Annotated in this window: 14 protein-coding genes; 7 read left to right on the plus strand and 7 right to left on the minus strand. The window is 39.5% G+C overall.

Annotated elements, in window-relative coordinates; translation table 11 throughout:
• Window positions 1-4: 4 nt before the first annotated feature.
• Complete coding sequence (gene recQ / locus AC6JAD_RS00555; RefSeq protein WP_461304082.1) at window positions 5-2,224, minus strand: DNA helicase RecQ; 2,220 nt, start codon at window positions 2,222-2,224, stop codon at window positions 5-7.
• 169 nt (window positions 2,225-2,393) lie between these two features.
• Between recQ and AC6JAD_RS00560 the strand changes: the two genes are divergently transcribed.
• From AC6JAD_RS00560 to AC6JAD_RS00580, 5 genes are read left to right on the plus strand one after another with little or no spacing between them, the layout of a single operon-like run.
• Window positions 2,394-3,359 carry a KpsF/GutQ family sugar-phosphate isomerase gene (locus tag AC6JAD_RS00560; protein WP_461304083.1) on the plus strand — a complete coding sequence of 322 codons (966 nt, stop codon included), beginning with the start codon at window positions 2,394-2,396 and terminating at the stop codon, window positions 3,357-3,359.
• On the plus strand, window positions 3,359-4,189 hold the full coding sequence (tatC, locus tag AC6JAD_RS00565; RefSeq protein WP_461304084.1) for a twin-arginine translocase subunit TatC: 831 nt from the start codon (window positions 3,359-3,361) through the stop codon (window positions 4,187-4,189). The genes AC6JAD_RS00560 and tatC overlap by 1 nt, the downstream gene beginning before the upstream one ends.
• 5 nt (window positions 4,190-4,194) lie before the next feature.
• Window positions 4,195-4,542 (plus strand): carboxymuconolactone decarboxylase family protein, encoded by a 348-nt coding sequence (locus tag AC6JAD_RS00570; RefSeq protein WP_461304085.1) that lies wholly within the window; start codon window positions 4,195-4,197, stop codon window positions 4,540-4,542.
• Window positions 4,543-4,590: 48 nt separating this feature from the next.
• Window positions 4,591-5,331, plus strand: a complete 741-nt coding sequence (lptB, locus tag AC6JAD_RS00575; RefSeq protein WP_461304086.1) for an LPS export ABC transporter ATP-binding protein — start codon at window positions 4,591-4,593, stop codon at window positions 5,329-5,331.
• Window positions 5,332-5,377: 46 nt separating this feature from the next.
• A complete protein-coding gene (locus tag AC6JAD_RS00580) occupies window positions 5,378-6,139 on the plus strand; it encodes a hypothetical protein (RefSeq protein WP_461304087.1) in 762 nt (253 codons plus the stop codon).
• A 19-nt stretch (window positions 6,140-6,158) separates the two neighbouring features.
• Here the strand turns inward: AC6JAD_RS00580 and AC6JAD_RS00585 are convergent, their stop codons facing one another.
• Window positions 6,159-6,902: a CDP-alcohol phosphatidyltransferase family protein gene (locus AC6JAD_RS00585; RefSeq protein WP_461304088.1), complete on the minus strand. Its 744-nt coding sequence runs from the start codon at window positions 6,900-6,902 to the stop codon at window positions 6,159-6,161.
• A 131-nt stretch (window positions 6,903-7,033) separates the two neighbouring features.
• Between AC6JAD_RS00585 and AC6JAD_RS00590 the strand changes: the two genes are divergently transcribed.
• Together AC6JAD_RS00590 and AC6JAD_RS00595 are read left to right on the plus strand one after the other, a co-directional pair.
• Complete coding sequence (locus AC6JAD_RS00590; RefSeq protein ID WP_461304089.1) at window positions 7,034-8,104, plus strand: putative type IX sorting system protein PorV2; 1,071 nt, start codon at window positions 7,034-7,036, stop codon at window positions 8,102-8,104.
• A 69-nt stretch (window positions 8,105-8,173) separates the two neighbouring features.
• Window positions 8,174-9,361, plus strand: coding sequence for a lipoprotein N-acyltransferase Lnb domain-containing protein (locus tag AC6JAD_RS00595; RefSeq protein ID WP_461304090.1), 1,188 nt, complete (start codon window positions 8,174-8,176; stop codon window positions 9,359-9,361).
• A gap of 4 nt (window positions 9,362-9,365) precedes the next feature.
• Here the strand turns inward: AC6JAD_RS00595 and AC6JAD_RS00600 are convergent, their stop codons facing one another.
• From AC6JAD_RS00600 to AC6JAD_RS00620, 5 genes are read right to left on the minus strand one after another with little or no spacing between them, the layout of a single operon-like run.
• Window positions 9,366-10,760, minus strand: coding sequence for a sugar transferase (locus AC6JAD_RS00600; protein ID WP_461304091.1), 1,395 nt, complete (start codon window positions 10,758-10,760; stop codon window positions 9,366-9,368).
• A 35-nt stretch (window positions 10,761-10,795) separates the two neighbouring features.
• Window positions 10,796-11,815: a glycosyltransferase family 4 protein gene (locus AC6JAD_RS00605; protein ID WP_461304092.1), complete on the minus strand. Its 1,020-nt coding sequence runs from the start codon at window positions 11,813-11,815 to the stop codon at window positions 10,796-10,798.
• The gene (locus AC6JAD_RS00610; RefSeq protein WP_461304093.1) at window positions 11,769-13,133 is read right to left on the minus strand and encodes an O-antigen ligase family protein; all 1,365 of its coding nucleotides are present in this window, start codon (window positions 13,131-13,133) and stop codon (window positions 11,769-11,771) included. Before AC6JAD_RS00610 ends, AC6JAD_RS00605 begins: the two co-directional genes overlap by 47 nt.
• A gap of 3 nt (window positions 13,134-13,136) precedes the next feature.
• On the minus strand, window positions 13,137-14,186 hold the full coding sequence (locus tag AC6JAD_RS00615; RefSeq protein ID WP_461304094.1) for a glycosyltransferase: 1,050 nt from the start codon (window positions 14,184-14,186) through the stop codon (window positions 13,137-13,139).
• A complete protein-coding gene (locus tag AC6JAD_RS00620) occupies window positions 14,183-15,298 on the minus strand; it encodes a glycosyltransferase family 4 protein (RefSeq protein WP_461304095.1) in 1,116 nt (371 codons plus the stop codon). Before AC6JAD_RS00620 ends, AC6JAD_RS00615 begins: the two co-directional genes overlap by 4 nt.
• Window positions 15,299-15,311: the final 13 nt, after the last annotated feature.

The raw sequence follows: 15,311 nt of genomic DNA on the forward strand, positions 1-15,311 counted from the left end.
TTTATTAATTGGCCACTTGACTTATGAATTTTATACGATAGAGACGCAATTCCTCATCGTCGTAATCACCATCGAACTCTTCCATAGCCTCATCGATTCGATCGGTTTCAGCTTCAAGAAAATAATCGTGTATCTCATCCTGCTGGTCTTCATCCAGTACCTCATCAATCCAATAATCGATATTCAGTTTGGTACCACTATAAACTATAGCTTCCATTTCCTTAATGAAATCCGGCATTTCCAGGCCTTTGGCATCAGCGATATCCTTTAGTGGTAATTTACGGTCTACACTCTGAATGATATATAATTTTAATGCACTGTTGGTACCTGTTGACTTCACCACGAAATCATCGGGTCGTGTAATATCGTTATCCTCAACGTATTCCTGTATAAGCGTTACAAAGGACGCCCCGTACTTTTTGGCCTTCCCTTCACCTACACCGTGTACGTTAGACAGCTCTTCTAGTGTGATGGGATATTTTAACGACATATCTTCCAGGGATGGATCCTGAAATATGACAAAAGGAGGAAGGCTTAATTTATCGGCAACCTTCTTTCTTTCAGCTTTTAATAAAGAAAACAAGTTCTGATCTGCCGCATTCCCATTCCCTTTCTGATTTACCACAATGGTATCATCATTGGCTTCCTTAAAGCTGTGATCTTCGGTCATCATGAACGAAGAAGGTGCATTCAAAAAATCCAATCCTGCCTCCGTTAGTTTAATAACGCCATAGGTTTCAATATCTTTCTTCAAGAAGCCAGCTACCAACAATTGCCTTAGCAAGGCCATCCAATACGAGGGATCTTGATTACTGCCAATTCCAAAAAAAGATTGGGTATCTGTCCTATGGGATTTTATAAGGGCGTTTACATTCCCAACCAAGACATTTACCACTTCCTTGGATTTGTATTGCTGATTGGTATCCTTAATAACCTGAAGCAACTTAATAGCTTCATCTTTGGCTTCATGTTTCTTTTTGGGATGACGCATATTATCGTCCATATCGCCACCTTCTCCTGTCTCATTGTCGAACTCTTCCCCAAAATAATGCAGAATGAACTTGCGGCGGGAAATGGAGGTTTCGGCAAACGCCACCACTTCTTGCAATAAGGCATGCCCGATTTCCTGTTCTGCCACAGGCTTACCGCTCATGAATTTTTCAAGCTTTTCAATATCCTTGTAACTGTAAAACGCCAAACAATGACCTTCTCCACCATCCCGTCCGGCACGTCCCGTTTCCTGATAATAGCTTTCTATACTCTTGGGTATATCATTATGAACAACGAAGCGAACATCCGGTTTATCGATTCCCATACCAAATGCAATAGTTGCTACCACAACATCTGCATCTTCCATTAGGAACATATCTTGATGTTTTACACGAGTTTTGGCATCTAAACCAGCGTGATAAGGAACGGCATTAATACCATTAACCTGAAGCGTCTGGGCCAATTCTTCAACCCGTTTACGACTTAAACAATAAATTATTCCACTTTTCCCTTCATTCTGTTTTACAAAACGTGTAATATCGGAATCCACATTTTTCGTTTTTGGTCTAATCTCATAATAGAGATTGGGCCTATTAAATGAAGCTTTAAAAGTATCGGCATCCTGAATGCCTAGGTTTTTAAGGATATCTTCCTGAACTTTGGGAGTAGCAGTGGCAGTAAGGCCAATAATCGGAATATTGTCCCCAATTCGTTGAATAATTTTCCTGAGATTCCTGTACTCCGGTCTAAAGTCATGTCCCCATTCGCTAATACAGTGCGCCTCATCTATTGCAACAAATGATATCGTAACCGAATTAAGGAAATCGACATTTTCTTCTTTAGTAAGGGATTCTGGCGCTACATACAAAAGCTTTGTTATGCCGGAAACTATATCGCTCTTAACTTTTTTTACCTCGGTTTTATTGAGGGAGGAATTAAGAACGTGCGCTATGCCTTCTTCGGAAGAAAGTGAACGAAGTGCGTCCACTTGATTCTTCATTAACGCTATTAAGGGAGATACTACAATAGCAGTACCTTCTTTCATTAAAGCAGGTAATTGATAGCAGAGGGACTTCCCTCCACCGGTGGGCATAATAACAAAGGTGTTTTTATCCGCCAGCAGGCTTGTAATGACATCTTCTTGAAGGCCTTTAAATTGCGTAAACCCAAAGTACTTTTTAAGGGATGCGTATAAGTCTGATTCGTTCACGCTGTACTCATTTATTTCAATCATTCTGGAACAAAATTAAAATTGTGTGAACTGTAGAACAATTGTAATTTTGCAACCTATTTAGTCAAGTTGTATCTAACTGTTGTGTTTGGGGGCAAGCATCTTTATGCTTTGCGTAATTAAATATAATAAAAAAGTTGTACAGCGACAAAATAAAAGAAAGGGTAACATTTTGAACTACGAGGATAAAATAATCTCTGTTGCAAAGCAGACTATAGAAACAGAAGGAAACGCCATTTTGAATCTTTCGAAGTTGGTTTCTTCTGAATTCGCAGAGGCCACACAATATATCTTTCAATCAAAAGGAAGAGTCATTGTCACTGGAATTGGGAAAAGTGCGAACATTGCTACCAAAATAGTAGCCACACTTAACTCTACCGGTACGCCAGCTATTTTCATGCATGCTGCAGATGCCATTCATGGGGACTTGGGAATTATTCAGGAAAACGATACTGTTATCTGTATTTCCAAAAGTGGTAACACACCCGAGATTAAGGTATTGGTGCCCCTTATTAAAGGAAGTGGCAATAAGCTTATTGGTATCACTTCGCACAAAGATTCCTTTTTGGGACAACAGAGTGACTATGTCCTACATGCGTATGTTGAAAAAGAAGCCTGTCCCAATAATCTAGCACCTACTACTAGTACTACGGCACAATTGGTAATGGGCGATGCCCTAGCAATGTCGTTATTAGAGTTGAGGGGATTCTCAAGCAGGGATTTCGCCAAGTTCCACCCAGGAGGTTCATTAGGTAAAAAATTATACCTAAGGGTAAGTGATCTCACTTCATTAAATGAAAAGCCTCAGGTAACTCCAGACATGGGAATAAAAAGAGTGATTGTTGAGATTTCTGAAAAGTTATTGGGTGTCACGGCTGTGGTAGAGAATGATGAAATAGTGGGTATTATTACCGATGGGGATTTGCGGAGAATGCTTACCAAAGTGGATAATATTGCTGGGCTTACAGCTAAGGATATTATGTCCAAAGATCCCAAAAAAGTAGATAACGATGCCATGGCTATAGAAGCGATGGAACTTATGGACAAGCACGGTATTACACAAATTTTAGCAGAGAAGGATGGAAAATATGCCGGTGTAGTTCATATTCATAATTTAAGTAAAGAAGGAATCATTTAATGACACCCAAAAACGTAAATCAAGAAAAGGAAATGTCCTTTCTCGATCACCTAGAGGAATTAAGATGGCATTTAATTCGTTCTACTGGTGCTGTGGTGGTCTTCGCTTCGCTGGCTTTTGTATTCAAGAGCCTGATTTTTGACGGAATCATTTTTTGGCCAAAAGATGCTGCATTCCCAACCTACAAATTGCTTTGTAAATCGGCCCAAATGATCGGCTTGGACAGCTTTTGTTTTTCAGAACTTCCCTTCGCAGTGCAAAGTAGAACGATGGCCGGTCAATTTTCTGCACATATTTGGACGTCCATTACTGCTGGATTTATTGTTGCATTTCCATTTGTACTCTATGAGTTTTGGAAATTTGTGAGTCCAGGACTTCACGCCAACGAACGCAAATCGGCCAGAGGGTTTATTTTTATTGCTTCCCTACTATTTTTTATTGGAGTCCTTTTTGGATACTTTATCGTAACACCCCTATCTATAAACTTCTTAGGAAATTATCAAGTTGCCGATCAGGTTCTCAATGAGTTCGATTTAGGCAGCTACATTGGTCTTGTTAGGGCTTGTGCCCTTTCTAGTGGACTAATTTTCGAATTACCTATCATTATCTTTATCCTTACCAAAATAGGTTTGGTTACCCCAGAGTTTTTAAGAAAATACCGAAAGTTTGCTTTGGTAATCGTGCTCATTGTTTCGGCTATAATAACACCTCCCGATATTGCCAGTCAGGTAATTGTATCGATTCCTGTCGTTATTTTATATGAAATAAGCATCTTTATCTCCAAAGCCGTGATAAAAAGACAGAATAAAAAGCTTGCCTCTAAAGCCTAAATTTCATGGGAAATATTGTTGAAGAATTTAACGCCTATCGTTCCAAAATGAACGAAAAATTGCTCGAGGACAACAACAAAGTCCTAAAGCGAATTTTTAATCTGGACACCAACGCCTTTACGGAAGGAGCCCTTAGCAAGAGAACAAAAGAGTTGCTCGGTTTGGGCAATTCCTTGGTCCTACGATGCGATGATTGTGTCCGTTATCACTTAGAAGAATGTCATAAATTAGGACTTACCAAGGAAGAAGTGGTAGAAGGAATGAGCATTTCCCTATTGGTAGGTGGTACTATCGTAATCCCTCACCTAAGAAGGGCGTACGAATATTGGGATGCCTTGGAAAACCAAGTTTAGCGTATTCTTAAGAAAAGAATCCGTCATTTGTCGTAGTATTGTCATAATATGAAATTAAAAGCCGATAATCTTATTAAATCCTATAAAGGCCGGAAGGTGGTTAAAGGTATTTCCGTAGAGGTAAACCGAGGTGAAATTGTGGGGCTTTTAGGACCCAATGGAGCGGGCAAAACCACTTCCTTTTATATGATTGTTGGGTTGATAAAACCCAATGGCGGACAGATATTTCTAGATAACACAGAAATTACATCTTTTCCCATGTATAAGCGTGCACAAAATGGGATAGGATATTTGGCACAGGAGGCCTCGGTTTTCCGAAAGCTTAGTATTGAAGACAATATCTTAAGTGTGTTACAGCTTACCGATCTTTCCAAAAAAGAGCAGGAAATGAAAATGGAATCGCTCATAGAGGAATTTGGATTGGGGCATATCCGAAAGAACCGTGGCGATCTTTTAAGTGGTGGGGAAAGAAGACGTACTGAAATAGCCAGGGCCTTAGCTACAGACCCTAATTTCATTCTCTTAGATGAACCATTCGCAGGCGTAGATCCTGTGGCAGTGGAAGATATTCAGCGTATTGTAGCCCAATTAAAGAACAAAAACATTGGTATTCTTATCACAGACCATAACGTTCAGGAAACACTAGCTATAACAGACAGAACGTATCTAATGTTTGAAGGGAGCATCCTAAAACATGGAGAACCCGAAGAATTGGCCAATGACGAAATGGTACGAAAAGTCTATTTGGGTCAGAACTTCGAATTGCGCAAGAAAAAACTCGAGTTTTAATACCACTTCCATATCTTCGTTGTTCGCAACTTCGTAATTGGAACAGTTGGAAAAAAGGACCATCAAAAAGCTAAAAATCTACGGCGAACGTAATACAGGTACTAATTACTTCACAAAATTAGTGGCCAAGAATATAGATGTTTTAATGGTTTCTGGGAACACCCCAAAAATGAAAATTGGTTCCTTTACCCTTCCCACGGGATCTAATGTATTTCAAAATTTATATTTCGGGACTGTATGGAAATCTAATTTGGGATGGAAACACAGTACGGTGTTAACTTCCAAACTATTGAGGGAAAAGGACATCGACTCTATTGGTTTTGTTACCATTACAAAGAATCCTTATTCCTTTTTGCTCTCGCTATATAAGCGTCCTTATCATTACAAAGGTGATCGCGAAGTAACATTTACGGAATTTCTAAAAAATCCCTGGGTAGTTCAAGGCAGGGATAACCATGTGGCAAGGAGCTATGAAAATCCGATAATGCTGTGGAATGCCAAAAACAAGTCTTATCTAGATCTGAAAAAACAGCTTCCCGAACAAACGTTCAACCTTACTTATGAAACTATTATCGAAGACCCTGAAAAGGTATTAAAAGACTTGCAACTGCTTTGGGAACTTCCGGGTAAAACGAACTTCGAAAACCACAATACATCTACCAAGGAATCCAATAAGTCCTTTGATTACTACAAGGACTATTACTTGAATGAGCAATGGCGTGAGAAATTGACGGAGGAGGATATTTCCATTATCAATCGATTTTTAGATCCTCAAGTTGTAAAATTTTTCGGATACTCCCTCCTGTAATCAAAGTATCTGGTTTGGATTAAGCCACCCTCTCTTTACTGACTATTGAAAGCAGTAGGTACATTAGAATAATCGCCGGAATCGCAATAAACTTTAGTGCGATGAGCAATCCCAAGGAAATCAAAAGAAAAACATACCGCACGGCATTCGATTTGAAATCCCATTTCTTGAATTTCAACCCGAAAAGCCGGATTTCCGCATTCATTAAAATGCAGCTTACTAGGGTTAGACCTATCAATACCCATTTGTTTAAAACGATGTCTTTAAGTGCTTCCGAGGATTGAAAATGAAGTATGAGTGGTAAACTTAAAATAAGTAAAGTGTTCGCTGGTGTTGGCAACCCAATAAATCCTGTTGTTTGTCTGGTATCTACATTAAACTTGGCCAGACGGTATGCCGCTCCAACCGTAATAAGAAGTCCGATCAGAGGAAGATACAATCCGGAATGGTTCCATGAGTCTTGGGCAAACATTTCAGTAATGACAAAATAGTCTCCGTTTAATGCCAAGCTAAGCAACTGCAACATTACCACTCCTGGCACCAAACCACTCGTAATCATATCGGCCAATGAATCCAGTTGTAATCCTATGTCACTTTCGGCTTTAAGCAACCTAGCTGCCAACCCGTCGAAGAAATCGAAAAAAATACCTGCAATCGCAAAAAAGGCAGCACTTACCAAATCCCCTGAAAGTGCAAACAAAACAGCTACGCAGCCAGATAACAGATTCAAGGAGGTGATAATATTAGGGATTTGTTTCAACATGAAAATTTTTTAGTTGGTTTTTGTAAAAATAGGAAAGTATTTCCGTCTACATATTCAGACGCACAATATGTATTTAAAATTATAGTTTACTATTGTGTAAAATTGTGAGATATTTGTTGAAAATTAATTGCTTGAAAAAAACAACTTTTATCGTTTTTTTATTGCTGTCTTGTGCCCTGATGGCTCAAACTACGCGGAAGTATTCCAATGAATTTATGAACATTGGGGTAGACGCCGCCTCATTTGGTATGGCCAATGCTGTGGTAGCCTCTACAGGGGATGTAAATTCTGGATACTGGAACCCTGCTGGACTCTTAAAACTGGAAGACAAGCAACTGTCCCTCATGCATGCCTCTTATTTTGCCAATATTGCCAATTACGATTATGCAGCTTTCGCTATGCCCTTGGATGATAAAAGTGCCGTGGGCTTATCCATCATTCGTTTTGGAGTAGACGATATCCTTAATACGACTCAGTTAATTGATGATCAAGGGAATATTGATTTTAATCGAATTAGCCTGTTTTCAACAGCAGATTATGGGGTCACTTTTTCCTATGCTCGACACCTTCCGTTAGACGGCCTTAAACTAGGGGTAAACGCCAAAGTTATTAGAAGGATTATTGGTGATTTTGCTTCTTCATGGGGATTTGGCTTAGATGCTTCCATTCAATTTGAATCCAAGAAAAATTGGATGTTTGGTCTCATGCTACGCGACATAACGACCACTTTCAATGCATGGACCATAGACGAAGACAAATTTGCTGATATTCAAGGGGCGGTAGCTGGACAAAATCAAGAATTACCGGAAACAACTGAAATAACGATTCCTAAAGTTCAATTTGGAATGGCAAAGCAATTTGACCTTCATTCTGATTTTTCATTAATGGCGGAAGCCGACCTCAACTTCCGGTTTGCAGAAACCAACGATATCATCTCTACCTCTTTTACGAGTATAACGCCTGCCTTGGGATTGGAAGCAGGTTATATTGATTTGGTCTACGTGCGAGCAGGAGTCGGGAATTTTCAAAACATCACCCAACTTGATGGCAGCGACTCTATTGGTTTTCAGCCAAATATTGGGGTTGGGTTTAAATACAAGGGAATTAAAGTAGATTACGCACTCACCGATATAGGTGATCAAAGCGCTGCTTTGTACTCAAACGTGTTCTCACTCACGCTAGATTGGTCCCTTTTCCGATAGGATTTATTTTACTTTTAAAAAGTTGTAAGTGTTGGTTTTAATTCTGAAATTTAACAACACCAATTTCATATGTCCTTGAAACGACTCTTCCCTTTCATTTTATTGCTGACCCTTTTCTGGCCTTCCCATGTAACTTGCCAGCTTCCAGAACTCTCGGAAAATTCTGAAATAAGCATTATTACCATTGGGCCAGGCAAGAACCTTTACGACAAGTTTGGGCATACTGCTATACGGGTTAAAGACAGCATTTTTGATATCGCCTTTAATTATGGGGTCTACGATTTTAATACCCCAAATTTCTATACAAAGTTCGCCCAAGGTAAACTCCTGTATATTCTTGATGTAAGACGCTTTGACCGCTTTTTGGAATCGTACAAAAGACAAAATCGCTGGGTAAAGGAACAAGTACTCGATCTTACACCTGACGAAAATAAGGAATTCTATTCTTTCCTTGAAAATAACGCCAAGGTGGAAAATCGAGCATATTTATATGACTTTCTCTTCGACAACTGTGCTACAAGACCACGTGATGCGTTAAGCAATATTTTAAAGGATAAATTGAGGTATGATGACTCTTATTTGAAAGAAAACTATACCTTCAGGGAGCTTATTCAACAAAATGTACCCGCCAATAGCTGGGGAAGCCTAGGTATGGATGTGGCTATTGGAGCGGTTACCGATAGAACAGCAACTCCATGGGAACATCAATTCTTGCCTAACTATGTCTATTTGGCCAATGAGCATGCAACGCTAGCGTCTAATGGATCTACGATCCCGTTCATTAAGGAAAGCCAAATTATCTTTCAGAACAATCCTGAAGAAGATAAAAGTAATTTCTTTATGAGTCCATTATTTGTCTTTGGATTGCTTGGGTTTATAATACTTTGGTTTACTTATCGGGATTATCGTAATTCGAAAAGAAGTAGGATTTTGGATTCCTTACTTTTTGCCATTACTGGACTTGTTGGAGTCATCCTATTATTGCTTTGGTTTGCCACAGATCATTCTTCAACAGCCAATAACTACAATTTGTTATGGGCCTTCCCACCTTCCCTCCTGTTTGCTTTTGCCATAGGCAAAAAGAAACCTAAAAAATGGTTGTACCGATATATGGTATTACTCATTCTCATGCTATTATTGCTCACCCTACATTCCATAACAGGAGTACAGCGCTTTGCCATTGGATTTATTCCTTTGTTTATTGCATTGGGGGTTCGTTATCTCTATGTGGCGTCCTTTCTTAAAAGGATGGAATAGCTCTCTATTGCCCTCTGTAAAATATGATGGTGCTCAGGGTCTTAATTACAATGCTAATGTCCAGGAAAAGACTTCGCTTCTTAATGTAGTATAAATCGTATTGCAATTTTTCGAGTGCATCTGCTTCGGAAGCACCATAATCTGCATTTACCTGTGCCCAACCCGTTACCCCAGGCTTTACGATATGCCGAATTTCATAAAAAGGAATTCTTTCAGATAATTCCTTCACAAACACTGGGCGTTCCGGACGTGGCCCTATTACACTCATATCCCCTTTTATTACATTTATAAATTGCGGGATTTCGTCAAATCGGGTCTTTCTCAAGAACTTTCCAAATTTAGTGACCCGTACGTCCTGTTTCTGGGCAAACTGTGCGCCATGTTTTTCGGCATCGGTTACCATACTTCTCAATTTATAAATCTTGAAATGTTTACCATTGCGTCCAACACGTATTTGCGTATAGAACAAGGGGCCTCTATTTCCGAAGAGATTTCCAATAATAATGAAAGGACTTATGAGTAGTCCGAAAATCAGCCCTAATACGGAGAACAACAGGTCTAAAATTCTATGAAAAAAGAGGTATAGTTTATTTTGATTACTCCGGCTAAATGGGAAATAACGATAAAAATCCTTCTCTACATGCTGTACAGGAACCCGATGTGTGATTTCCTCATACACCTGAGTATATTCGCGAATGGGTACACCATTTTCAAGGAGATCGATAAGCTGATTGTACAAATGCAAGGTGATCCCTTTATCTTGGGATGTAGCCACCACAATTTCAGATATTTGATGCTCTTGTACGGTTTCCGAGACATTGGTTAGTTTAAATTCCTCCAGCTCAATCGTTTCATTTGGCTCATATTCTGAGTTATCCGTATTAATGAAACCCAATACTTTATAATTGGGATCACTTTTCTGAAGGGTCGAAATCACATCATTTACATTATCCCCTCCAGTGACCAAAAGAACGCGCTTAAAAAATCTAGGTGCAGAGATAAGTACAATATATGCATACCTCCAAATAAACAAGGAAAGGTTGATTGATATGTAGAAATAAACAATCTGTAAACGATTTTCAGGAAGTTCGGGAGTAAAGAATGGCGTAAGTAAGTAAAACAGTACTGTTACGGAGGCCGTGAGAATGATATTTTGTATGACAATTTCGAATTTACTTGCCTTTTGAAGGTTATACAGTTCGAAAATCGTAGCGAAAATAGTTAGGTATAGAGCCAATACGATAGACCAAACCCAGTGCCGGGAATTGATCAGAAAATAGTCGAAATCGAATAGGATTCCTACCAAGTACAATGCCCCAAGAACGCATGCAATATCGAATATACGCAATAGTACTTTGCGTTCCGAAATATCAAAATGTATGCTTGATTTTTGGGACATCAAGGTTGGTTTGGTGGTTAAAAGTAGCTATTTATTTACTCCTTTAAAAGTTCTCCCCAATCTAGTTTCACTTTTTCCCAATCAAAACTCCCTACCTTCCCCCTTGCATTTTGGGCCAGACTTAGGGCTTTTTGCGGATTATTCAACAATTCGACAATGGCTTCGGCCATGTGCTCCACATCATTGGGAGGAACCAATTTTCCGTCCACTTCATTTTCAACAAGGTATGGCATTCCGCCTACATTGGTTGAAATAACAGGTAATCCTAATGCCATGGCTTCTATTACACTAACTGGTGTATTGTCGAAATTCGTAGTGTTTATAAATACATCGTAACCCTGAGATAGGTCCCTCCATTCCTGCTTTGTCAATTTACCTGGAAAGTTAACCCGTAACCCATGCTCCTTTGCATATTGTTTACACATTTGCAGGCTACCATCCTTATCGGGCCCTACCATGCATAATTCAATTTCCGGAACCTTCACACTGAGATGCTTTACCAACTTAAGCGCTAACATTGGGTTATAGATTTCAGCAAATGAGCGTACCCAAAATAATTTCGGTCTAATGATTATCCTTTCCTTAAAAGGATAGGCTGAGAGCTCAATGGTGTTGGGTATAAAAGTAATGTTCCGATATCCTTCTATTTCAAATTCATGCTGTAAATATTTCGAAGGTGCCACATTGGTAAACGCTCCAGTAAAGAGTTTATAAGAGGCGGCTTTGCTATTTCGTAATCTTGAAGGAAGATTTCCCCCATGTAAAATCGGTATATACTGCGTTTTAAAAAGTCGGCAAAGATTGGCTACTGCCACCGCATAATAGAAGTTCTGGGTACTATACGTATCAATAAGCACATAGGACACTTTGTTTCCATACCTAATAACCGACGACAGCATATCGATCAATCTAAGGAATTTATTTTTTTTGGCAGATGAAGTCACCACATCATAACCTATATCTTGTAAGTGTGAGGACAGGGTTTCAATGGTAGTAACATTGGTGTTCTTACCCCGTAAGTTGTTTCCTATGTATAGAAGTTTTCTTTTTTTCACTTATAATCGTTAACAATGCCAAGCCATAAATAAAGGCTGGGGCCACTAAACGCATAGACGAATGGTTAATAGTAAGGAACCAGAATATAACAAAGGAATACAAGAATAGATTAGATCTATCCTTAAATCGCATTAAAACAGGCTTTAGCAAGAGGATAACCAATGCGAAAAGCCCAAACATTCCATGTTCCGATAATATTCGGCTTACTTCATTATGTGTCGCAGATTGCCGCCCAGTGGTTTCCAAGCGATACTCCTTTATTTTTCCAACACCGATCCCAGTTAATGGATAAGAATAAAATGCCTCCAATTCCGAATTAAGAAGATCTATCCTACCGGTAGTAATATCCTGTTTCTCCCTTCCAGCGGCATCCTGATTGGCGTATCTTTTGTCAATAAGTCCACCAGTGGATAGGGATGAATATCCCCAGGCCAACAACATTGCCACCACAACGATACCAATTTTTGGGATTAGTATGACCCTTGTACTGGTCCGGGAATACCAATAATAAATTCCCAAAAATGCAACTGCACAAAGGGCCGCGGTTATAACTCCACCCCTTGAAAATGTGACTATAGCCCTATAACTAATTAAAGCGAGTAGGCTAATATCGATAATATTAAGCAGCAAGCTTCTGAACTGCAATAATCGCGTAAATAGTATGAACATGCCCAACCCGAGAATGGTGGCTACCTGATTCGGTCCGAATCCTCCAGAAGTCTCAAAATTGGATTGTGTTCCTGTGACCACATCTTGTATGGAAGGCGTATATAGATAAAGATAAACAGCTGTGGTCACCACTGGAAACAAAACCGCCAACAAAATATGTTGAAACCGGGCGGTCGAAATTTTTCTATTGTAGCAATACAAAGCGGATATCCCAACACAAATAGGCCCCGTTAAATTCCCCGCCAGAGCTTTTACAATATTGGTTTCATAATCTAAATTAATGGCCGAAAACAAAATGCCGGGAACCAAAAAAGTTAGATAGATTACGTAGGGCCAGGAACTCCGATTGAACCCCCGATAGAACATCCCAATTACCAGAAAGCCCGTTACAGAATATTTGGCGAACTCATAAGATATGGCCCCACCTGTCATCCTAGCAAAGACCTCAATGCCCGTCATGTATGCCGCTGCAATGAGTACTTCGTCATTCCGATTATTAGTCGAAAAAATTCTGATTACAAAGTACAGTACCATGGCCACAAGTAGAAACTTTGCCGCGAAACCAAATAAATAGACAATAAATGCAAAAAGTGCATGCAGCAGCAATAACTGAATATATGTTATCTTTTTTATTCGCTTTACTGCCATAGTTTAATACAATTCCATCAATCTAGGGATTATTGCTCCAGTTGTATAATTTTCTGAAATATGACGGCGAAAACCGTCGCCCTTTTGCTTTCTTAATTCTTCGTCCGAAATATACACAATAAGTGCTTTAGCCAACGTATCGGAATCATTGGGTGGAACTATTTTTCCATTTCCATTTACTACCGCTGCACACTGTCCTACATTGGTTGTTACAACAGCCAATCCGGCTGCTCCATATTCCAAAAGGGACATGGGTAAGCCTTCATTATCCGATGAGAGCACACCAATTAATGCCTTCGATAAAATATGTTCCACATCATCACGCTGTCCCATTCTTTGCACCACATCCCCCATTTGATGATCCTCACAAAATAAAGTAACGGCTTTGGAATACGCATCGTTAAAATCCCTTCCCACCAAACACAATTCCCATTCTGGAAATTGGGCATGTACTTTCTTAAACGCCCTCAATAGGTTTAAATGATTTTTGGGCTCCTTTAAATTTGCAACACACACAATCCTTTTTTCCCTTGCCTCCATTTCCAATCTCAAAACACGTTCGGAGGGAACAAAATTGGGTATATAAATGACACTTTTAGTTTTCAAAGTATCTAGGCACCACTGTTTCAATTCCTCATTAACAGTGACAATGCTATTAAAGTATCGTGAACAAAAAAGAAGTGCCTTATTCTGTTCTTGACTGGTAATCACTCTATTTCCATAATGCGTATGCCATACCAAACGTACTTTGGGATATATCATTTTTACCTGTGTGGCCAGAAAAAAAGAGGTGCTATGTGCATGGATTGCTGTTATCCGGTTTCTCTTCACAAAAGAACGCAACCGCATAACTGCACTGGGATCAATCGTGCGTTTTCTTCTCAAAAAAAGGTATCCCACTTCGCTAAATAGTTCCTTCTTCAACATGCCTTCCTTTCGTGTGGTTACCAAAAAGGATTTATCTATTTGATGGGAAAGTGCATTTGCCAAATTAACGGCGACACGCTCGGCACCTCCAGCATCCAATGAGTCAATAAGTTGAAGCACTCTCATTTCAATAGCTCTTTTATTTCACCTTCAAATCGATCCAATGTATAAGAATGGGACCATTCTTGCCCTACCATTGCCATTTTATTCAATTGATCGCGTGAATTCAATATATCCAATAATTGATCTACATTTTTAGTATAATCATCCCCTAACAATATTCCCCGTTCACCATTTCCCAACATCCATGGAACACAAGAAACCCTTGTTGCCACTGGTATGCATCCCCAAAACATCGCCTCTGCCAAAACCTTTGGCCATCCTTCCGATAATGATGGTAGCATTAAGAAATGAGCGTTTTTATAGGCGTTTTCCACGACTTCCGAAGTCTGATTCCCATGCAGTACCACCACCTCTTCCAATTGCAGCTCTTTTATATTCAACTCCATCGAATCCCGCTCCGTACCCTCACCATAAAAATCCATAGTGCAGGAAACACCTTTTTCGCGCAACGATGCCATTAACCGAATAGCATAATTAGGCTGTTTTCCAGGTGAAAGGGTTCCAACGAACATAAATTTGTAAGGAGTATTAAATTCCCTTCGAACTATTCCTGCAACTTTCGAATTACCGTAGGTGGCCGTAAAAAATGGCAATATGTTCCTAGTCTGATTTGGCCATTTTCCATAGACCAATACCTTCATATTTCTAGTCAGTACTGTATTTGAAAGTAAACGCTTTTGGAGTTTATAACTAAAAGGCTGTTTGGCTTTAGGGTCCCAATTACCCGCATACTTAGCCGTTTTCTTCTTATTAGGGAACAGTATTTGAACTAAACATCCAACCAATCCAATAGTTCCTGGACACCGTAAATGCAAATGGGTTCCTCTTTTCATTGCCCTGAAAATCTGCCAAGATATCCTAGGGAGGTTCCAAATGGTTTTCAACGCATTAAACGGCGATGTAAATGACATTGCTGGGATTTGATACAGCCTAATATTCTTATGATGGTAAGGTAAGTGAATGGAAGTGATTTCCTCTTTGCTTAATGGGGCAACAATAAGAAGTTCATCCACATATTTCGCCCAAATATTCATTTCCCGGATATAGGCACTATACCCTTGATAGGTATCCCCAAATGCAAAATGTGGCACATGTGTAATTATAACAAACTTCATTGCTTCGAAAGGT

Source organism: Aureisphaera sp. (genome assembly GCF_059726885.1).

Coding starts and splice junctions, on each gene's coding strand:
- AC6JAD_RS00620 (WP_461304095.1), bottom strand. CDS start 15,298: ATGAAGTTTGTTATAATTACACATGTGCCACATTTTGCATTTGGGGAT.
- tatC (WP_461304084.1), top strand. CDS start 3,359: ATGACACCCAAAAACGTAAATCAAGAAAAGGAAATGTCCTTTCTCGAT.
- AC6JAD_RS00615 (WP_461304094.1), bottom strand. CDS start 14,186: ATGAGAGTGCTTCAACTTATTGACTCATTGGATGCTGGAGGTGCCGAG.
- AC6JAD_RS00585 (WP_461304088.1), bottom strand. CDS start 6,902: ATGTTGAAACAAATCCCTAATATTATCACCTCCTTGAATCTGTTATCT.
- AC6JAD_RS00610 (WP_461304093.1), bottom strand. CDS start 13,133: ATGGCAGTAAAGCGAATAAAAAAGATAACATATATTCAGTTATTGCTG.
- AC6JAD_RS00600 (WP_461304091.1), bottom strand. CDS start 10,760: ATGTCCCAAAAATCAAGCATACATTTTGATATTTCGGAACGCAAAGTA.
- AC6JAD_RS00570 (WP_461304085.1), top strand. CDS start 4,195: ATGGGAAATATTGTTGAAGAATTTAACGCCTATCGTTCCAAAATGAAC.
- AC6JAD_RS00595 (WP_461304090.1), top strand. CDS start 8,174: ATGTCCTTGAAACGACTCTTCCCTTTCATTTTATTGCTGACCCTTTTC.
- recQ (WP_461304082.1), bottom strand. CDS start 2,224: ATGATTGAAATAAATGAGTACAGCGTGAACGAATCAGACTTATACGCA.
- lptB (WP_461304086.1), top strand. CDS start 4,591: ATGAAATTAAAAGCCGATAATCTTATTAAATCCTATAAAGGCCGGAAG.